This is a genomic window from Leisingera sp. JC1, from assembly GCF_001679925.1.
In the GTDB taxonomy this organism is placed as follows: Bacteria; Pseudomonadota; Alphaproteobacteria; order Rhodobacterales; family Rhodobacteraceae; genus Leisingera.
On record NZ_LYUZ01000086.1, the window covers coordinates 1 to 20,200 of the forward strand.

A 20,200-nucleotide genomic window follows, 5' to 3' on the forward strand; every position below is an offset into this window, starting at 1 on the left:
GCGGGGCGTTCTGCCGCCGCCGCTAAGGCCAGCATAGCCTGACAATTCAGACGGTAACCATTTGTAAACTTCGAGTAAACAAACAGTTCATAACCATTTTCATTAGCTTCTAACTTTACCAGTGCTTCGCGAGAACTGTCTTCCGCGGCGATCAGCGGACGCAGGAAATAGAGGTCGCGGATCTCGAACGGATCTTCCACGCCGATGGCCGCCAGTGCCTCGGCGGCCATTTCGATGTAGCCAGTGCCGGGAACCAGCGCCGTGCCATCCTTGGTTCGGTGCTCATCCAGCAGCCAGTCCACAGTGCCGAAGCGCGGAGTGAAGATGCGGTTGCCTGCGGCGTCAAACGCCTGCTGCTGCAACAGCGGCTGCGGGCAGGGTTCCGGTGTGCTGGCGGATGCGTTTGCGTTGCGGCCCGCCATGGCGTCGGCGGCCATGCCGGTGTCGGCCCAGACGCCCCAGTCCACCGCGATCACCCGCGTCTGGCCGCCCGCGCGGTGCTTGGCCCAAGCGTTGAGGTATTCATTGGCGGCGATGTAATCTACTTGGCCCGCAGGCCGGGTTACGGTGGAGGATGAGGAGAACAGCACCATCAGTTCCAGGCTGCCTTCCGGGAATACCGTATCCAGCGCCCGCAACCCGCTGACCTTGGGGGCCAGCACCTGGGCGATCTGGTCCTCGTCCTTGGCCAGCAGGGGGCCGTCATGGATGACACCCGCCCCGTGGATCACGCCGGTGACCGGGCCAAAGGCACCCTCGGCATGCGCGCGCGCGGTGCGCAAGTCGCCGCTGTTGCAGACATCCGCGGCCAGCGGCAGCACCTGACCGATGCCCTCCGCCTCCAGCGCCATCACTGCGCGGATGCGCCGGGCGGTGCGGTTGGCGGGGCTGTGGCTGCTGAGGTAGCGGTCCCAGGCCTCGCGCGGCGGCAAGCCGTCGCGGGAGATCAGTGAGATTTTCGCTCCGTATTCCCGCATCAAGTGGCTGGCGATGGTAAGGCCAATACCGCCATATCCACCGGTGATCAGGTAGTGGCCGCCCTGTTTGAAGGGCGGGGTTTCCGGCTCAGGCAGCGGCTGCGGGCGCCAGCTGAGTTCGAACCGTTTCTCCCCGCGCCAAGCGGCCGACATGTTGGCCGGCTCCGCCATCAGCTCCTCCAGCAGACGGGCGGTGATGTCAGCCTGCGCCGGATTGCGGCGGGCAAACAGGCCTTGCGGTGCCTGCGGCAGCTCAATGTCCACCGCGGCGCAGGTCAGCCCCGGCAGCTCACGCGGGATCACCCCCAGAGGGCCTGCGATCATCGCCTTTTCCGGATAGGGCAGCGCCTCATCCCGGACCTGTGCAGCACCGGTGGTAAAGACTGTCAGATGCGCCGGGCCCGGCAGATCGGCATTGCCCAGCTCTTGCGCTAAGGCGGTCAGGGAATGGAAGCCCATCTCCAGATTGCGGTCAAAGAAGGAGGAGCCGGGGCGGAAGCTTTCCGCTTCCGTCACCAGCCAGAAATGGGCGATACGGTCCGGCAGCAGCCCGGCCTCTGCCAGATCCGCCAGCAGCGCGCCATAGGCGGCGCGGCCCTGCTCGGGCGGCAGAATATAGGAGGCGGGTGAAAGCTGCGCATAGGTGTCGCCTGCGCGGACGCGCACAACGCTATGACCCGCAGCCTCCAGCCTTTCGGCGGTGAGGGCCGCGTGGCTTGCCTCATCCTCGAAAATCAGCCAGTTGTGCGGCTCCTGCCCCAGCTCTTGCGCCACATCCAGCGCACAATCTGCCAGCCGCGGGCGCCATGCCGGGCGGTAGCCCCAGTCGCGAATGTCGCTGTGGCGGGACGGGGGCACACTCTCGTTCTCAGCGGCTGGCTTGCCCGGCTCGATGAAATAGCGGCTGCGCTGGAAGGCATAGCCCGGCAGCGGCAGGCGGTTGCGGCGCGCCTCACCCCAGATCTGTCCCCAGTCGGCCTCCACCCCGCAGGCCCAGAGCCGGCCGATGACACCGAAGAAATAGCTGTCGTCCATCACCTCCTGATCCGGGTGGCGCAGAGAGCTGAGCACCTGGCCCTGTTTCACCGCAGGCGACATCTGCGCCAAGGCGCTGAGGGCCTTGCCGGGGCCGACCTCCAGGAACACCCGGTCCGGGGTTTTGGCAAGGGTTTCAATGCAGTCGGCATAACGCACGGTATTGCGCAGCTGGCCGACCCAGTAGTCCGCGCTGGTCGCCTGTTCCGTGGTCAGTGGTGCCCCGGTGCGGTTCGAAATCACCGGCAGGGTTGGTGCCGAGAGGTTCAGCTTACGGATAAAGTCGCCATAGTCCTGCAGGATGCCGTCCAGCATCCGCGAGTGGGCGGCGATGTCGATGGGGATGCGCTGATGCTCCACCTCGCGGGCGGACAGGTCAGCCGACAGCCTGTCCAGCGCTTCCTGCGGGCCGGAGACCGCAGTGAGCGACGGCGCATTGACGCTGGCAATATCCAGGTCCTCGCCGTTAAGGGCTTCGACCTTGGCCAGCGGCAGAGCAATCGACAGCATGCCGCCCGCAGGCACGGTGTCAAACAACCGCCCGCGCAGCAGCACCAGGTCGATGCAGTCTTCGAAAGCCATGACGCCGGCAAGGCAGGCAGCGGTGTTTTCACCCATCGAATGACCGACCAGCGCTGCGGGTTTCACGCCCCAGCTGATCCACAGCTGCGCCAGCGCGTATTCGACAATCATGATCAGCGGCAGCTGCACCGAAGGCTGCTGGAGCTTGGTGTTTGCCGTGTCCTCCGCACCATCCTCCGGCAGCCAGATGGCGCGGATATCGTAGTCGAGGTTTTTTTGCAGATGCTCCAGCCCGCGGTCCATCCATTCGGCAAAGACCGGTTCGGTCTCATAGAGGTCGCGCGCCATGCCCGCGTATTGCGCGCCGCCGCCGGGGAACATGAACACCACCTCAGGCGCGTCACAGAGGCGGTCGTGGGTGAAGACCTTTCGGGTGTCGTTTTCCTCAATCAGGTCAATGGCTTCGGCGGCGGTCTCTGCCACTAGCACCCGGCGCTTGGCAAAGCCGCGGCGGCCTTCCTTGAGGGTATAGGCCACGTCGGCTAGGTCCGCCCCGGGATTGGCCTTCAGGTACTCTGCAAGGGCTTGGGTATTGGCGTCCAGCGCCGCCTTGGACTGGCCGGACACGCAGAGGATCTGGAACGGGAAATCGCTTTCTTCCGAGGGCGCGCGCTCCGGTGCCTCCTCCAGGATCACATGCGCATTTGTGCCTCCGACGCCGAGCGAGTTGATACCAGCCCGCCGCGGTCCTTTCTGCGGTTTCCATGGGGTGAGTTCCGCGTTCACGCGGAACGGCGAGTTCTCAAAATCAATCGCCGGGTTCGGTGCCTCGTATCCCAGCGAGGGCGGGATTTCCTTGTGGTGCAGCGCCAGCGCGGTTTTGGTCAGGCTGGCAACGCCCGCCGCAGTGTCCAGATGGCCGATGTTGGTCTTGACCGAGCCGATCCGGCAGTGTCCCCTGTCCTGCGTGGTGGCCCGGTAGGCATCAGTCAGGGCTGAGATCTCAATCGGGTCGCCCAGATAGGTGCCGGTGCCGTGGCATTCGACATAGTCAATGGTGTCCGCCGGGGTGCCCGCGGCCTCCAGCGCCTGTTGCACCGCTGCCGCCTGGCCTCCGACAGAAGGCGCGAGATAGCCCGCCTTGTCGGCGCCGTCGTTGTTGATGGCAGAACCCTTGATGACAGCCCAGATGTGGTCGCCGTCGGCAATTGCGTTCTCCAGCCGTCGCAGCGCCACAGCCCCGGCACCCGAACCGAAGACCGTGCCTTGCGCCCTGTGGTCGAAGGCATGGCAATGTCCATCGGGCGACAGGATCTCGTTTTCCTTGTAAAGATAGCCGCGGCCCTGCGGCAGTTCGATGGTGACACCGCCCGCCAGCGCCATATCGCACTCGCCCTCGCGCAGGGCCTTGCAGGCGTAGTGCACCGCCACCAGCGAGGTGGAGCAGGCGGTTTGCACGTTGACCGACGGTCCTTTCAAGTCGAACACATGGCTGACGCGGGTGGACAGGAAGTCCTTGTCGTTGCCGGTATGGCGCAAAAGGAACATGCCCACGTCATCGACCAGCGCCGGGTTCGAACAGATGTTGAAGTAGAAGTAGCTGCCCATGCCGCAGCCTGCGTACACACCGATGGGGCCATTGATGCTTTCCGGCGGGTGGCTTGCGTTCTCCATCGCACCCCAGGCTACCTCAAGGAACTTGCGGTGCTGGGGGTCGAGGATCGCGGCTTCCTTGGGGCTGAAGCCAAAGAATTCCGCATCGAACTCGTCAAATCCCTGCAGCCGGGCCGCGGCAGGCACATAGTTCGGGTCGGCAAGAACGGAAGCACGCTCGCCGTTCTCCAGCAGCGTTTCGCGGTCCAGAACCTCAATCGATTCAATGCCTGCGCGCAGGTTCTGCCAGAACGTTTCTGCCGAGCCCGCGCCCGGCACCGTTACCGACAGCCCGACAATGGCAATGTCACCCGGCCTTGTCTGTATTGCAGCGTCCCCCGCTGCGGATGTCTCATCCTGCATCGTCAGTACCTGACCCCATTAGCCCTTCGCAAACAGCCCGGCACGCCGCAGCCAATCCGCTTTGCGGAAATGGCAGGGCCCGCCGGACGGGTTTATTTTCGGGTGCCGGGGTTCTCCCCGGCTGCTGGCCCGGCCTGGCGGCTTGGATCCCCATCTGTTCCGCGGGGCCGGGTGAACTCAAATTTACTTTCGTCAATCCATGCGGCTGTCCTGTGGACGCATTGTGTCAAATTCGGCCGGAAAAGCGGAAACATTGCGGCATCACAGGATGCTGCGCCGTTCAGGCCCGGGGGAGCCAGGCATCAGCGCCTGCGCCCCGCCAAATAGTGCGGGCTTCTTCTGGAACAAGCCCGGGTAGAGCAATCCCTCGGCGTAGCCCAGCACCGATCCGGCGCACATCCAGGTGATCGGGATCAGCGTGGCATTCAGCAGCATATCCACCATGGTGGCCGCCAGGATCAGGGCAATCGGTGCGGCATAGGGCGACACGCTGCCCCGCGGCGCGCGGCCTGCCGCCACGGCCAGCAGCACCAAAGGTGCGGCCAGCAGCCCCATCTCGGCGATATAGCCCAGCCAGCCGAAAGTGCCGAACACGATGATCCAGCGGCCGTCCGGGATCGACAGGATCTGGCCGGTTTCCTCGTGCCGGACCAGGTTGCGGCCCCAGCCGCCCCAGCCGAACCAGGGTTTCTCGGCGGCGCGCGCCAGGAGCTGCGCCTCGTTCTCGAACCGGTAGTTCAGCGAATGCGCCCGCTCGGCGCTGATGGTGCCGGCCTGGGCCACCAGTTCCTCGGTTGGGACCAGCCCGGTGTTGCGCAGCATGGGATAGACCACGGCAATCAAAGCGAGCAGCAGGGCCGCACGCAGCTGCCAGCGCAGCGGTGCCAAGGCAACAACCGGCACAAAGGCCAGCGCGTAGGCGAGCGAGGCGAGGCTTTTGCACAAAACCAGCACCGCAAACAGGTAACCGGCGGCCAGCGCCAGGCGGATGCGGTCCCCGCCTGCGGCAGTGCGGGCCAGGGCTGTGGCTGCCAGCAGCGCCGACATCATGAAGAACGCCAGCCACAGCGCATGGGGCAGGAACACGATGGGCCGGAAGCCGCCCTGGCGCATCATCTGGCTGAAATCATGCTGGAAGAAGCCGTAGATCCAGACATTGATCTGCGGGCTGAAGCGGATCTCGATCAGCGATGGAACGGAATAGGCCAATGCGCCGATCATCAGCGCCAGCAGCAGCTCGCGCTGGGCCTCCGGGGTGGACAGATACCGGCGCGCCAGCAGAAAAGGGATCAGCACAATCATCTGGTTGATGATCACCGAACCAAGGTCGCGCCAGCGCAGCCCCGGCAGCTGACCGGTCAGAAAGAGGATCGGGTCTGAGTTTGCGATCTGGCGGAACAGGATCGGCTCGCCATTGGTCAGCACGGTGGGAATAACCCCGAACACGAACAGCAGCACCAGCATCCGCACCGCCGGGTGCCGCGGCAGCAGCGGCACCGGTTTGCGCAGCAGGAAAACGCACAGCACAAAGGCCATCACCGAAGGGATGGCGAATTTGTCCATGTCCGGCACCAGCGGCAGGTCGAATTCGGCCAGCGGCGGCAGCAGCAGGTAGCCCGCAATAAAGCACCAAAGGATAGCCCGCTCCAGCGGCAGGCGCCGGAACAGGATCAGGCTGGCCAGCGGCCAGGCCAGCAGCATCAGATAGGCCAAAGCGTTGGGCAAAGCCCCGTGCCCCCTCAATTCCCCGGTATTTGCATCAAAGTTTACCTGTTGCGGGTCGCGCTGTCGCGCGGATTTGCAACAACGGGTTAACGGGGTGCAGCTTTGCCACGCTGGCAGCGGTACGGTGCCAGCACGACTGGCCGGGCGGCGGCGGCGGCGCTATCACGGGGCAAAGCAGACCCGGGGACGCCCATGTTTTTTGAATGCCAAGGCCGCAGGGTTGCGGTGAATACGGCCACGCGCACCGGGCTGGAAGCCGAAATCCGCGCCCGCTTCAAGGCAGGGCAGGGCTTTGCGCTGGCGACAGTGAACCTGGATCACCTGGTCAAGATGGCAGCGTCCGCGGAATTCCTGTCCGCCTATCAGGCACAGGACCTGGTGGTGGCCGACGGCCGCCCGATTGTCTGGCTGTCGCGTCTTGCCCGCCGCCCGGTGGAGCTGATGCCGGGCTCCGACATGGTGCTGCCGCTGTGCCGCCTGGCGGCTGAGGCCAAGGTGCCGGTGGTGCTGGCGGGCAGCACGGACGAGGCGCTGCAGGATGCCGAAGAGGCGCTGACGGAAGCGGTGCCGGGGCTGGAGGTTGCCTGGACCCATGCCCCGTCCGGCTGTTTTGATCCTGACGGCGATGAGGCGGATCAGATCCTGCACCGGCTGGATGAAACCGGTCCCTGCCTGTGCTTTCTGGCGCTGGGCGCCCCCAAGCAGGAGCGGTTCGCGCAGCGCGGCCGCAAGCTGGCGCCCTCTGCCGGCTTTGCCTCGGTCGGGGCAGGGCTGGATTTCCTGGGCGGTCATCAGAAACGCGCGCCTGCCTGGGTCCGCGCCATTGCGATGGAATGGCTGTGGCGGGCGCTGTCCAGCCCGTCGCGGATGGTGCCGCGCTATGCAAAGTGCCTGGCCATTCTGCCGGGGCAGATCCGCACGGCCTGGCGCATCCGGGAGCAATAGGAGCGGTTACTTGTACTCCAGTATGCCGCGGGCCGAGCCGCGCCAGCGGCGCCAGTAAAACTCCAGCGCGCCAGCGGCCTCGGCGAATTTTCCCAGCACAGTGAATAGCGCCTGTTCGAACCCCATTGGGCGGGACAGGCGCAGCACCTGCGCGGGATAGATCAGTGCAGCCAGCAGCAGAGCCGGGTTAAACAGCCCGGCCATCATGATGCCGGCAGGCAGGACAGCCCCCCACAGCAGCGCGCGGCGGGTTTCGGAGACCCAGTGCCGCTCCGGCCCGGTGCCGTGCAATGCGGCGCCTTCGGCAAAGGCGTGGCCTGCGCGGCGGCTTCGGTTCCACCATTGGGTGAAGCGCAGCATCTGTGCGTCATGCAGGGTCATCTCAGCCTCCAGCCGCCACACCTGCCAGCCGGCCCGGCGCAGGCGCAGGCACAGCTCCGGCTCCTCGCCGGCGATCAGCCCCTCGCGGTAGCCGCCCGCGGTATAGACCGCCGCCACCCGCATCAGCGCGTCGCCGCCGCAGGCCTTGGCTTCGCCGACGGGCGTGTCCCATTCCGCATCGCACAGCCGGTTGTAGACGGACATCTCTGGGAACCGTTCCCGCCGCCATCCGCAGGCCACTGCCGCCTTGGGGTGTGCCTGCATGAAATCTGCAGCGGTGGCGATCCATTCCGGGTCTACCTCGCAATCGCCATCCACGAACTGCACAAATTCTATCCCGGCCTCCAGTGCCGCCAGCCCGGCGTTTCGGGCGCGGGCGGCAGTGAACCGCTGGCTGAGGTCCAGCGCCACTACTTCGGCCCCCAGTGTCCGGGCTGCGTCAGCCGAGCCATCCGTGGAGCCGCTGTCGACATAGACCAGCTGCTGCACCTGGCCTTGCAGCGAGCGCAGGCAGCGGATCAGCCGTTCGCCCTCGTTGCGGCCGATGACAACCGCGGCAATGGCGGCGGCGCTCATGCGGCCTCTCCGGCAAGAAAGGCGCGGTACGCTGACGAGCCGCGCAGGAAGCCCTGGCGCTGCAGATCTGCAATTCCCGCGTCCTCTACAGCGTCCGGCGACCACAGGCTCAGCTCCGGTTGCGCCTGCATCGCCCTGCTGCGCTGGCGGTCCTCGCCGTGTTCCGACACTGCCTCAGCCTGGATCTGCAAATCCCGCGCCAGGCTGTCACCGGCGAATTTGTAATGGCGGATCAGCCCTTCCATGTCCGCAACCCGCACCCCTGCTGAGGCGTGCGGATGCACCGCCGCCTGCACGCCCGGCCCGTTGAACACCAGCGGGTGCTTGCTGAGACAGCAGGTTTCGCCAAAGACCTTGCCCCGCACCCCGCCGAACAGCATCTTCGCGCCGCCCGGCGGCAGGGCGTTCTGGCGCAGATAATAGGCAAAGCCGGTGCCGCCGGACGCATAGCCCACCGCCAACACGGTGCTGATGTCGGAAAACCGGAAGCTCTGCACCGCTTCGGAATATGACAGCGCGCGCGCCGCGGACAGCGGGCCTTGGGGGAACATCTCCAGCATTTCGGCTTGCAGCGCCGTGTACCCATGCTGCGCCAAATAGCGGGTCAGCCCGGTCAGCCCGGTGGTGGCGCTGGCCTCAAAGTCGAACAGCTCATCCATGTCGGCAAACAGGCACCAGCGGTCCCGGCCATACCGGTCCGCCGCATAGGCGCGGAAGGTGTTTTCGTACTGCAGCCAGGGCAGGGTGGACTGCAGCACCGCAGTGTCCGGCTCCTGCCGGATGCGGTCGATGGTGCCGTCGGCGGAGCCATTGTCAAAGAACACAAAGGCAGAGACACCCAGCCGGCGGTAGTGGTCGAAAAACACATCCAGGTAATAGGACCCGTCCCGCACCAGGGCGATCAGCACCACCTGACCGGGCGCCGCAAAGCCGCGGGCCGGCCCGTGCAGATGGCGCAGCGAGGCGCGGAACCTGGCGCGGTGCGCGATACGGCTGGCGCGGCATGCCAGCTTCTGGGTGAATGTTCTGCCCACAGCGTCCCCGATCTGCGGTTGCCCGGAATTCCGCTGGCAGCTTGCCGGCTTATTCCGTCCTCTGCAAGCCCCGCTCAGGCCGCACGGTCAATAGTCCCGCTTGAAGAACAGGCCGACGCCGGTTTCCCCCTCGCTGTCCACAGTGCCCTGAACGGTCAGGCTTTTGGTGACGTCCAGGTTGATGCTCAGCTCGCTGTCGCCCTGGGTGTTGATGTTGAAGTCGGTATAAACGTTCTCCGCCACGTAGCCGCCCAGCCCCAGCTGCCCGGTGCCCAGGTTGTCGGTGCCGATATCAACATCCGACGCGCCCGTGGCTTCGCGCACCTTGCTCTGGGCGCCGCCGCCGCGGCCGCTGAGCGTCAGTGCAGACCCAGCCAGCCGTGCCAGCGCCAGCGGTGAAATATCCCCGATATTTTCGCCGAACAGCAGCAATGCCAGGGCCTCTTCGCTTGGCCGCGGCGGGTCGGAGGTTACCTTGATTTCTGGCGCATCGACCCGGCCGGAGATTTCCAGCGTCGCGGTGCCCTGTTCCGTGGCAGCGGTGGATTTGAATTCCAGATAGGGTTTCAGATCGCCCAATAGGGTGATCCGGCCCTCATCCAGTTCCAGCCGCCGGCCAAGGATATCAAAGGTGCCGCGGATCAGGCTGATCTGGCCGGAGGGCGAGGGCCGCGCGGTGGTGCCGCGCAGGTGGATCTGGCCGCCCAGTTCCGAGCGCAAGCCGCGGCCGCGGGCAAAGATCCGCGACGGTGCGCTGATCGTGATGTCGAGATCCGTTCTGCCCGAGCCGCCTGCGCTGCTGCTGCTTCTGCCGGTCAGCCCGGCGCGGGCCAGCGTCCGGCGCACGTCCCGCGGTGCGCCCACATGGCGGACCGGCGGGATCGGTGCAGAGGACACCGACCCGCCTGCGGTGTTCAGGTTGATATTGGTCTCGCCCACATTGATCTGGCCGGCAATCCGGTTGTTGCCCGCCATGGCGCCGGACATTGCCAGACTGCCGTTCAGGAGGGTCTCATAGGACAGATGATCTGTCACCACCACGTCGCCGATGGCGATCTGCAGGTTGCCGTTGAACGGCGGCAGCAGCCCCACCGGACCGCTGATCCGCACCGTGCCGCCGTCGCGCGGGCGGGCGGAGACCTGCACCTGTGCATTGGAGCGGGCAATGGAGACTGTCGCGTTGATGTCATCCACCCGCTGCGCCGCGGCCGGGATCGCCAGCGAGGCGCCGGGAATTAGGATGGTGCCACTGACCCCGTCCAGTGCCGGAACGCCGCGCATCGACATGTCGAAGTTCGCAGGCCCTTGCATCAGGTTGGGGGAAATAAAGGGATTGAGGCCTTCCAGCCGCAGGGTGCCCTTGGCTGTCACATCGGCGGTGCCCTTCGCCTCGTTCCAGCTGCCCTCGATGCGGCTGTCGATCCCCGCCGGGCCGCTGGCGGTACTGTCCACAGTCCAGGTCCCATCGCGCCGTGTGGCGGTGCCTGCGGCAGCCAGCCGGCCGGGCAGGTCCGGCACCAGCCGCTGCAGCTCTGCCATCACCGCGTCGAACTTCAGATCGGTGCTGCCGTTGCTTTCGGTGAAGCGGGCCTCGGTCTCCACCGCAATCCCGGCAGGCCCGGTTGCTTGAACAGTTGCCTGCCATTCGCCATTGCGCCGTTCTGCCATGCCCTCGGCACTCAGTTTGCCCGCGAGCTGCGGCACAAAGCGTTCCAGCTCGTTCCAGGCCGCGGCAAAGGTGAAATCAGCGTCCCCCTCAAGCGTCACCGACCCGTCCAGCTTGGCGCTGGAGGTATGCGGCCCCTTCAGTTCCGCCACGCCGCTGAAGGTATCGCCGGTGCGGCTGAGGGTGGTGGCCAGCTCCAGCGTGCCAGGCGCCTGCGGCAGCAGCATTTCCAACCGGTTCAGCTTGGCCGTGATGTCCAGCTGGCCTGCCTGATTGTTCAGCGTGCCCTTGGCTGTCGCCGCCAGCGCGTTGCCGGCCAAATTGAATTGGTCGATGGTGATGCCGTTTTCATCCCGCGCGGCCTTCAGATCCAGCGTGGTGGTGCCTGCCAGCAGCTCATCTGCCTGGGCGATGCCCGCCGACAGATCCTGCGCCTGCAGCGAAAGGCCGGTGTCGAACCCGCCGGTCAGCGGCGTGAAGGACCCCGTGACCTTGGCCTGCACGGCACCGCCCAGCGGACGCCCTGCCAGTTCGGAAAACCGGCCCAGATCCGCAGCGCCCGCTGTCAGGTCCGCGGTGACCTTCAGCCCCTCTTCCAACCCGTCAAAGGCCACGTCGCCCGCGGCCTGATAGTCGCTGCCGCGCAGCTCCATGTCCGTGACATGCAGCGCACCGGGGCCGTCGGTGCTGAGCGTGCCTTCAAACCGGATCTCATTGCCGGTGGCCTTGGCCAGCGCCGGGTCGCGCGGCTGGAAGCCGCTGAGGCCGGCCGTCAGCCGGCCCTCCAGCGCAAAGCCGCTGGTCTGGTCCAGGGTGCCGCGGCCGGCGATCTCAGCCGTGTCCACCAAGGCGCCCGGATGGCTCAGCTGATTGAGCACCCCGTCCAGCACCCAGCGGCCTTCGAGCGTCTTCTGCAGCTGCAGGTCGGCCTTGGCCAGCGTGGTCTGGCCGTCGCTGGTCGGCAGCGTGACCGCAGCCTGGCCGGCGGGCGGGGTGATCGCGGTCTTCAGGTTAGCGGTGGCCAGCTTGCCGCCCGCATCCAGCGCGGCGGCGCCGGTGATCCGCAGCGCATTGGTGCGCAGGACCAGCGTATCGAGCGTTACCGCGCCGCTGCCCTCGCGCAGCCCCTTGACGTTCAGGCGCAGGCCGGGACCGAAGAACGGCCGGTGCACCGGCGGCAGCAGCACGTCAATGTTGCCGCCCAGATCGGCGGAAAACCCGATGTCGCGCGGTGTCTCAGGCGCGGCATCCGCAGGCAGAGGCCGGGCCGCCAGCACCACCTGGCCGCCCAGCCGCTCAGTTCCATTGGTGCTGAAAGCGATATCGGCGGTGAAATCCGTGACCGGGCCGCTGCCCTTGGCCGTCAGCTGCAGGTCGGGATTGCCCGGCAGGTCCAGCCCGCGTGAAATCAGCCCGCCCGCAGCCTCGTCGGCCGACAGGTCCAGGGTGATCTGCTGGGTTTCATTGGCATAGGCAGCCTCCAGCCGGATGTGGTCGCCGGGCTTGTCCAGCCGTGCGGCCTCCAGTTTGGTGTCCAGCGCGCCGTCCACCAGTTTCAGGGTGCCCTCGACCCGCAGGCTGGCGGCTGTTCCGGCCAGTTCCTCGCCCAGTTCGATCCGCGCTGCCTTGATCTGACCCAGTTCGATGGCCACCGGCAGCTCCGGCAGGGCAAAGGGTGTGGTCTCGGCTTCCGGCAGCTCCGGGTCCGGCGGCAGCGGCTCAGGCGCGCGTTCGATCGCGATACGCTCCGCCGACAGCTCATTAACCGAGAACCGCCCGCGCAACAGGTCCAGCCGGTTCCAGTCCAGCACCGCACCCTCGACGGTCAGCCAGATGCCGTCCTCGTCGGCCACGGTGATTTTCCTGATCTTGGCCTGCGAGGAAAACGCGCCCTCCAGGCCGCTCACGCTGATATAGCGGCTGTCGCCTGACAGGGTGTCCTCCAGGAAATCAACCAGTAGCCCGCCGGCGTCCTCCTTGGTGGTCTCCTGCGCGGCAACCGGCGCCACGGTCAGGCCCAGTGCGAGCGTATAGCCAAGAACCTGTCTCAAAACGCCTGTCCTATACCGATATAGAATTGCAGCCCGTCCTCGGACCCGCCGTCCACCGGATAGGCAAGGTCAAGCCGGATCGGGCCGATGCCCGCCACATCATAGCGCACACCGATGCCCGCGCCCGCATGGCGCGCGGAGGAGCCGGAGACGAAACTGTCCGCGTCGACAAAGCCGAGGTCATAAAAGCCAACCAGGGAAATCTTGTCGGTGACTTTGCCCCGGACTTCGGCGGACAGGGCGGCAAAGCTGCGTCCGCCCGCGGTGCCGCCATTGGCCGGCACGCCCAGCGACTGGTACTCATGCCCGCGCACGGTGCCCGCACCGCCGGAGAAGAACAGAAGGGTAGGGGAAATCTCGCTGAGCGATGGCCCCACCACGGAGCCCAGCTGCACGCGGCCCGCCAGCACGATCCGGTCATCCGCGCCCAGCCCGTAATAGGCACGCCCGTCGCCCTTCAGCTGCAGGCCTGATTTGCTGCCGCCAAACCCGATGAAGGGTGTGGCAGCCCCCTGCAGGAAGTAACCGCTGGCCGGGTTCACCCGGCTGTCGCGGGCATCATATTCGGCGCGGATGCGGCCAGCCGCATATTTGAACCGGCGCTTGCCGAACACGTCTTCCGCCAGGATGGAGGACACCCCCAGCGCGGCCTCGGCATAGAATGTGTCTGAGAAAGTCCGCCGCGCCCCGATGGCACCGTAAACGCGGGTTGCGGTGTAATGCTCCTCGTCCAGCCGCTCCGCCTCAGCCAGGTAAAAGATCAGGTCATCGGGGCCCAGTTTCGCGGGCCGGTCCAGCCGAACCGCAACGCGCCCGTCGATGTCGTTGCTGCTGCCGATGCCGCTGATGCGGGCTTCGATCCGCAGCTTCTCGGCATTGCCGAACAGGTTGCGGTGCATCCAGCTGCCTGACAGTTCCAGCCCGTCGGATGAGCTGATTTCGGCGCCAAAGGTCAGGCGGCGGGGCGGCAGGTCCTCAACCTGCGCCACGAAATCGAGGGTGCCGTCCGGGTTGGGCTGATCCGCCTCGCGCAGGACAACGCTGGAAAACGTGCCGGTGCGCCGCAGCCTTGTGGCAGATTTTGAGATCAGGTCAGGGTGGAATTCTTCTCCCGCCGGGAAGCCCGCAATGCGGCGGATGGCGTCTTCGGTTACGGCGGTATCACCAGTGATCCGCATCTGCCCGAAGCGCAGCTTCGGACCCGGCGCCAGCCGCAACCGGGCATCCAGACGCGCCTGCAGGTGATTGGCGGTGATGTTCTGCTCCGCCACGTCAGCCTTGGCGTGGCCGCTGCGGCGCCAGGCGCGGACGCCTGCAATGGCGGCATCGCGGATCACTCCGGTTCCGGCCGGCTTGCCGGGGGCGAATCCCTCGGGGGTCTCCACATCGCTGTTTTGCGGGAACGGCGCCAGCTCGGCCCGGCCAAAGACGAACTGCGGGCCGGGTTTTACGGTGATTTCCACCTTGTTTACGGTCTTCGGCGGGTTCAGCGGCTGGATCTGCGCGGCCTCGCGCCCGTCCAGGCGGATGTTCACAACCGGCGAGAAGTGCCCCGCGTCATAAAGCACCTGCACCAGCGTCCGGTAATCCGACAGCGCGGCTGCCAGCAGTTCCTGCACGCTGGTCTCGCCGCTGGCCGCAACCGAAGCCGACGCGCCGCGCAGCTTTTCCGCAAGGGCCTCGTCCGCCCCGGGGGCTTGCAAGGTTGCTTCGGCCGCATTGCCCGGCAGCGCCGGCAGGGTCAGGAGACTGAAGGCGAGAGCGCGCGCCAGGCAGCGCGGGCGAAAGGGAAAATTCATGTCTGCTCCGGCAGCGGGCGTAAAATTACCGCCTGACCCCGGTTGAGGTCCAGGCGTTCCAAAGCAAGCCTAGCACGGGAAAATTGAGGGATGGAACCTGCAAAGCGGCGGCAATCCGCCGGTGTCTGGCAACGGCGGATTGCCGCGCATGGGCGGCGGTGTCGCGGCAGCAGCTAATCAGCATTGGAAAGCGGAACAGGGTATGTGATAGATTAAACCAGCTCCAGCGGGTATTCCGCCGGAGCTGTCACTGTTTAACAAAGAACAAGAGCAACGTCAGGCGCAGCCACCACTCACAAAGCAGCCAGCCTGACTGGAATGATACCACGCATGATTTTACTGTCTATATAATTGTCAGTTTGATAAGGTTGTGTGGTATCATTTCACCCTGGCCCTGCCGGGGCGCGGTTTATGAGGATCCGGGAGAGCGGTTTTGGACCGGTTGAGACCAATTTTCGAACTTCGCGACATGCTTCACCAAATGGAGCGTGATTTAGGCCTGGACCGCCTGAGCCGGTCGGAGCGTGACGTGCTTCTGGCTGCAAATTCGCTGACAACAACGCCGGGCGAAGCGGTGCAATCCGAACAGATCCGCAATCACCGGCTGGTCAAGGGGCTTGCCCAGGCCACCTTTCACCGCACGCTCAAGTCGCTGCTGGAACTGGGGCTGATCAAGCGGGCTGGCGGCAGCAAGGCCAAGCATTATGTGGTGAGTTTCGATCCTGCGGCAAAATGACGGCGCCGCGCCGATCATACATTCCGCGGATTGCAGGTTTCCCCGCTCCCGTCTAAAGGGAGCGGTATGAGACGAGTATTTCAGCTGTTTGCTGGCCTTCAAAGTTTTGCGGTGATCACGGCCGCCTATATCATCTGTCACGGGCTGACCGCCTGGGTGGTGACGCCTGTGCAGGGGATTTTCCTGCCGGAGATCACAGTCTTTGCCAGCCTAATTTACCTGCCGCATGGGGTGCGGGTGCTGGCGGTTTGGCTGCTGGGCTGGCGGGCGGTTCTGCCGCTGGCTGCGGGCGCTTTCCTGTCGGAGTGGATATTTACCGAAGCCGGAGTGCGCCAACTGATGGAACCTGTGCTGCTGGAATCTGTCGCCGTTGGTGCGGTCTCTGCCTTTGTGGCCTTTGAAATCGCAGGGCTGTTCGGCTGGAACCTCTATGCCGGCCAGCCGCGGCGGATTTCCTGGACCAGTCTTCTGGCGGTTGGCGCGCTGGCCTCGCTGATCAATTCGGCGGGGCAGTCGGTTGTGTTTTCGGGCCTGATCTTTCCCGGCGATCAGCTGCCGGTAATGGCGGTTTATGCCGCAGGCGATCTGCTCGGCCTTGCTGTCTGCATGCTGGCGCTGACGATGATCTTCCGCTGGCTGCGTCTGGCCGGCAAAAGGCGCTGCCCGCAGGAATAGCAAAGCCCGCCGGAGGCGGGCTTGCAGTCGGAGCAGAAGGACAGGGGGGCTACCCGGCCATCAGCCGCGCCACATCCAGCATCCGCGCAGAGAAGCCCCATTCATTGTCATACCAGCCGAACACCCGCACCTGGGCGTCCCCGGCCATGCGGGTTTCCGGCCCGGCAATCACCAGCGATTCCGGCCGCGCCCGCAGGTCGGAAGAGACCAGCGGCCTGTCAGTCCAGCCCAGCACCTCGGACGCGGAAACGCCCTCGCGCAGTGCAGCAGTGAACTCTGCCTCGTTCATCGGGGTTTTCAGATGTGCGACCAGATCAATGGCAGAAACGCTGGCCGTCGGCACCCGCACCGCGGCCCCGCTGACCCGGCCTTTCAAATGCGGCAGCACCTCATCGATCAGATGCATGGCGGAGGTAGTCGTCGGCACCATCGACTGCGCGCCGCCGCGCGAGCGCGCAAAATCGCCGCGCGGCGCGTCCACCATCGGCTGCGAGTTTGTGTAACAGTGGATGGTGGTCATATGCGCGGTGTCGATCCCGGCGATCTGATCCAGCAGCTTGACCAGCGGCGTCAGCCCGTTGGTGGTGCAGGAGGCGTTGGAGACGATCCGCGCATCGCCCAGCGTCTCTTCATTTGCACCCAGCACCACGGTCAGTTCAGCCGCGGGAGAGGGGCCGGAGATCAGCACCTTGGCAGCGCCCGCCTTCAGACCGCGCTCCGCCACGTCAGACGTCCGCGCAATGCCGGTGCATTCCAGGACCAGATCGACACCGCTCAGGTCAACTTTGGTCAGGTCGGGCTCATGGCTCACCGGAATACTGCGCCCCATCACCAGCAGCGCGTCATCACCGTGTTCAACCGGATGGCCAAAGGGGCCAAAGGTGCTGTCGTACTGAAACAGATAGGCGCACATGTCCAAGGGCGCGATATCATTGATCCGCACCACCTCTATGCCGTCCCCGCGCGACGTGGTCAGAATCTGGCGCAGGATGGCGCGGCCGATGCGGCCGAATCCGTTGATAGCAAGTTTCATGCGCAATCTATGGCAGGCGCACTGGCGCCGCTCAATCCGCTGTGCTTGGGAAAATGATCACATTTCCCAAGAGGATGTTTCAGAAAAACCCTGCCAAACCGCGCAAGCGTCAGGCGCGTTGCTATTTGCGGCAGATCACCTGCGCATAGTAGGTGCCGGTGATGTTGCGCACCATCGTGTCCAGATTGACGCTGCAGCCGGTGGCGGTGCGAATGGCCCTGACCGCCTGGCGCGCTGTCAGCACCGCGGGCGGGCGGAAGGCCAGATGCTCCAGGTTCATCCGGGTGGCGCTGTAGCGGCCCGGGGCGTCCTCCACCGGGGCCACCACCCAGTCACGGCCCAGGACGGTGACCTGTTTGCCTTCGACGCCCTTGGCCCCTGCAGCCGGGGCCAGCGCGGCGCAAAGGGCCGCTGCCAATGCAGTCTGTTTCATCATCGAAATGCTCCTGCGGTAATCACTGGCCTCAGCCTAGCGCAGGGCAGGGGCATTGCAAGGTGCTGCTTACAGGTGATCCACCGCTTCCGCCTGGCGCAGCTCTGCCGCGCACAGTTGCAGCCCGCGCAGCAGCCGCTCGGCATCCGCTTCCGGCTGCTGGCCCCGCGGCGCAGAGCAGCCGGCCACGATAGGTGTCCGGCCGGGGCGCGACACAGGCACCGCATAGCCGGTGATCCCGGACTCGAATTCGCTGTCCGTCAGGCAATACCCTTGCTCCCGGGCCTGTACGACGCGCTCCAGAATGACCGCGGTATCGGTCAGCGAGGTCTCTGTGTGGCGCGGGAGGTCCGTTTCCGCCAGCACCCCGGCGGACTGACCCTCCGGCAGCCCGGCCAGCAGCATCCGCCCCAGGCTGGTATGCGCCAGCGGAATATGCGAACCGGCAGTGAAGCCATAGGTGATGTGGCCGTGCTCGACGGTGGATTGCGCCAGCAGCAGCACCCGGCCCTGATCCAGCATCGCCAGTGTCACCTCGGTTTCCATCTGCCGGGCGTGGCGGTTCAGCACCGGCTGCACCCGGCGGCCGAACTGGTTGGCCTGCAGGAACCCGCCCGCCAGCGCCAGCACCCGCGGGGTCAGCGACAGCATCCGCCCGTCCTGACGCAGATAGCCCGCCTGCACCAGCGTCAGCGCGCCCCTGCGGGCGGTGGCCCGGTCCTGGCCGCTGCGCCGGGCGATCTCGGCCAGTGTCATGCTGGGGGTCTCCGCGTCAAACACCGCCAGAACCGCCAGCCCCTTGGCAAAGCTCGACGAAATATTCCTGTCCTGATCTGCCGCTGTCATCAACTGGCCGTCCCGTTCTGTTCCTTTAGTGCCGCTGCCCGGCTGGACATTGTGCGGATGCTGGCATCAATGTTCGCTTTGCGAACGCTGTCAAGGCGCAAAGGCACCGCAATATCCAGATTGCGCAACGGGTTGCGGGAATATCCGCCGCCGACTGGACGTGCGGGCATTTCCGGTGCAATTTCAAATAGCTCTACACCCGAGAGGCCGCCCATGGCACACGATTTCACATCCGGCAAACTGGCCCGCCTGGGGCTTCTGACCCCCGAGGACTGCCGCAAGGCGGCGGAGATCACCTCCCGCGCGCAGTTCGACGGGATCGAGACGGTGCGGGTACTGTTCCCCGACCAGCACGGGCTGTTGCGCGGCAAGACGGTGATGTCAGAGGCCTTTGCCGGTATCTTCGACCGTGGCCTCAACGTGCCCGCAACCCTGCTGCTCAAGGACACCTCCCACCGCACCGCCTTTCCGGTGTGGGAGGAGGGCGCGGATCTGGCCGGGCCGATGCAGGGGGCGGGCGACGTGCTGCTGGTGCCGCGCCCGGACACCTGGCGCGCGCTGCCCTGGTCCGGCCATTCCGCCTGGATCTTCTGCACGCCGGTTTACCCGGACGGCCGGCCTATCCCCTTTGCCCCCTGCGCCGTGCTGCAGCGGCAGGTGGAGATGCTGGCGGGGCAGGGCATGGCCACCACCTTCGGGCTGGAGGTGGAGTTCCACCTGTTTGAACTTGCCGATAAATCCGCTGCCCACGCCCAGGCCAGCCGCCCCGGTGCCCCGGTGCAGACCCGCAACCTGACGCAGGGCTACCAGTACCTGACCGAAACCCGCTATGGCGAGGTTGAGGGCATCCTCGACCTGCTGCGCCGCAACGCCCAGAAACTGGGTCTGCCTGTGCTCTCGGTGGAGATCGAAATGGGCCCCAGCCAGGTTGAGTTCACCTTCGCCCCCGAAAGCGCGATGGCGCAGGCCGACGCGATGGTGATGTTCCGCACCATGGTCAAGGAGGTCTGCGCCCGGAACGGGTTGCACGCCAGCTTCATGGCCAAGCCGCGGCTGGACAACGCCATGGCCAACGGCTGGCACGTTCACCAGTCGCTGCAGGACCTCGCCACGGGCCGCAACCTGTTCATGCCGGAAACCGCCGGAATGCTCAGCCCGCCCGCCAGCGCCTGGATGGCGGGCCTCTTGAAATACGCCGCCGAAACCTCGCTGCTGATCGCCCCCACGGTGAACAGCTACAAACGCTACCTGCCGTTCCAGCTGGCCCCCAGCCGCATCGGCTGGGGCGAGGACAACCGCGGCGCCATGCTGCGCGTGCTGATGCAGCCCCACGACCCCGCCAGCCGGATCGAGAACCGCGCGCCGGACAGCTCCGCCAACCCCTATTACGCGCTTGCCGCCCAGATCATCGCGGGCGCCGCCGGCATCCGGGAGGGGCTGGAGGCCCCGAAACCCACCCTGTCGCCCTACAGCGAAGACGCCGACCGCCTGCCGCGCTCGCTGGGCCAGGCGCTGGAAGGTTTCGCAAACTCTTCCCTCTGCCGCGAAGCGCTGGGCGCGGACACCGCGGACTACCTGCTGCAGCTCAAGACGTTTGAGTGGGAACGCTATCTGGATACCGTCAGCGAATGGGAGCAGGCGGAGTATTTCAACCTCTTCTGAGCCCCGGCAGGAAGCAAAATCTCTCCCTCCAGATGAATTGCCGTCTTGATCGCCGGCCCCGCCCGTTGATACCGTATACCCGCGTATG

Annotated in this window: 14 protein-coding genes; 4 read left to right on the top strand and 10 right to left on the bottom strand. The window is 65.8% G+C overall.

Annotation, left to right across the window (positions count from 1 at the left end):
• Both A9D60_RS11005 and A9D60_RS11010 read right to left on the bottom strand, forming a co-directional pair.
• Positions 1 to 4,550 (bottom strand): type I polyketide synthase (locus A9D60_RS11005; protein ID WP_065267638.1); only part of this gene is annotated, 4,550 nt, incomplete at its 3' end.
• A 261-nt stretch (positions 4,551 to 4,811) separates the two neighbouring features.
• Complete coding sequence (locus tag A9D60_RS11010; RefSeq protein WP_065267639.1) at positions 4,812 to 6,275, bottom strand: hypothetical protein; 1,464 nt, start codon at positions 6,273 to 6,275, stop codon at positions 4,812 to 4,814.
• 192 nt (positions 6,276 to 6,467) lie between these two features.
• Here A9D60_RS11010 and A9D60_RS11015 point away from each other — a divergent pair, with 192 nt between their 5' ends.
• A complete protein-coding gene (locus A9D60_RS11015) occupies positions 6,468 to 7,220 on the top strand; it encodes a WecB/TagA/CpsF family glycosyltransferase (RefSeq protein ID WP_065267640.1) in 753 nt (250 codons plus the stop codon).
• A gap of 6 nt (positions 7,221 to 7,226) precedes the next feature.
• On the opposite strand, the gene A9D60_RS11020 is transcribed toward A9D60_RS11015, so the two are convergent.
• The 4 genes from A9D60_RS11020 to A9D60_RS11035 all read right to left on the bottom strand — a co-directional run bounded on the left by A9D60_RS11020 (position 7,227) and on the right by A9D60_RS11035 (position 14,727).
• Positions 7,227 to 8,177, bottom strand: coding sequence for a glycosyltransferase (locus A9D60_RS11020; RefSeq protein ID WP_065267641.1), 951 nt, complete (start codon positions 8,175 to 8,177; stop codon positions 7,227 to 7,229).
• Positions 8,174 to 9,211, bottom strand: a complete 1,038-nt coding sequence (locus A9D60_RS11025; protein WP_065267642.1) for a glycosyltransferase family 2 protein — start codon at positions 9,209 to 9,211, stop codon at positions 8,174 to 8,176. The genes A9D60_RS11020 and A9D60_RS11025 overlap by 4 nt, the downstream gene beginning before the upstream one ends.
• Before the next feature lie 87 nt (positions 9,212 to 9,298).
• Complete coding sequence (locus A9D60_RS11030; protein ID WP_254656677.1) at positions 9,299 to 12,928, bottom strand: translocation/assembly module TamB domain-containing protein; 3,630 nt, start codon at positions 12,926 to 12,928, stop codon at positions 9,299 to 9,301.
• Positions 12,925 to 14,727 (bottom strand): autotransporter assembly complex protein TamA, encoded by a 1,803-nt coding sequence (locus A9D60_RS11035; protein ID WP_065267644.1) that lies wholly within the window; start codon positions 14,725 to 14,727, stop codon positions 12,925 to 12,927. The genes A9D60_RS11030 and A9D60_RS11035 overlap by 4 nt, the downstream gene beginning before the upstream one ends.
• A 469-nt stretch (positions 14,728 to 15,196) precedes the next feature.
• On the opposite strand from A9D60_RS11035, the gene A9D60_RS11040 reads away from it, so the two are divergent.
• Entirely contained in the window at positions 15,197 to 15,463 is a 267-nt protein-coding gene (locus A9D60_RS11040; RefSeq protein WP_065267645.1) for a hypothetical protein, read from the top strand.
• Positions 15,464 to 15,529: 66 nt separating this feature from the next.
• Complete coding sequence (locus A9D60_RS11045; protein WP_065267646.1) at positions 15,530 to 16,138, top strand: hypothetical protein; 609 nt, start codon at positions 15,530 to 15,532, stop codon at positions 16,136 to 16,138.
• A gap of 49 nt (positions 16,139 to 16,187) precedes the next feature.
• On the opposite strand, the gene A9D60_RS11050 is transcribed toward A9D60_RS11045, so the two are convergent.
• The 4 genes from A9D60_RS11050 to A9D60_RS11065 form a co-directional block, all read right to left on the bottom strand.
• Positions 16,188 to 17,171: a type I glyceraldehyde-3-phosphate dehydrogenase gene (locus A9D60_RS11050; protein ID WP_175392943.1), complete on the bottom strand. Its 984-nt coding sequence runs from the start codon at positions 17,169 to 17,171 to the stop codon at positions 16,188 to 16,190.
• A 121-nt stretch (positions 17,172 to 17,292) separates the two neighbouring features.
• Complete coding sequence (locus A9D60_RS11055) at positions 17,293 to 17,607, bottom strand: hypothetical protein (RefSeq protein ID WP_065267648.1); 315 nt, start codon at positions 17,605 to 17,607, stop codon at positions 17,293 to 17,295.
• A 66-nt stretch (positions 17,608 to 17,673) separates the two neighbouring features.
• Positions 17,674 to 18,450, bottom strand: coding sequence for an IclR family transcriptional regulator domain-containing protein (locus A9D60_RS11060; protein WP_065267649.1), 777 nt, complete (start codon positions 18,448 to 18,450; stop codon positions 17,674 to 17,676).
• Positions 18,450 to 18,665, bottom strand: coding sequence for a hypothetical protein (locus tag A9D60_RS11065; protein WP_065267650.1), 216 nt, complete (start codon positions 18,663 to 18,665; stop codon positions 18,450 to 18,452). Before A9D60_RS11065 ends, A9D60_RS11060 begins: the two co-directional genes overlap by 1 nt.
• Between A9D60_RS11065 and A9D60_RS11070 the strand changes: the two genes are divergently transcribed.
• Positions 18,664 to 20,112 carry a glutamine synthetase family protein gene (locus A9D60_RS11070; RefSeq protein WP_065267651.1) on the top strand — a complete coding sequence of 483 codons (1,449 nt, stop codon included), beginning with the start codon at positions 18,664 to 18,666 and terminating at the stop codon, positions 20,110 to 20,112. The two genes, A9D60_RS11065 and A9D60_RS11070, sit on opposite strands and share 2 nt — an antisense overlap.
• The last annotated feature ends 88 nt before the right edge of the window (positions 20,113 to 20,200 follow it).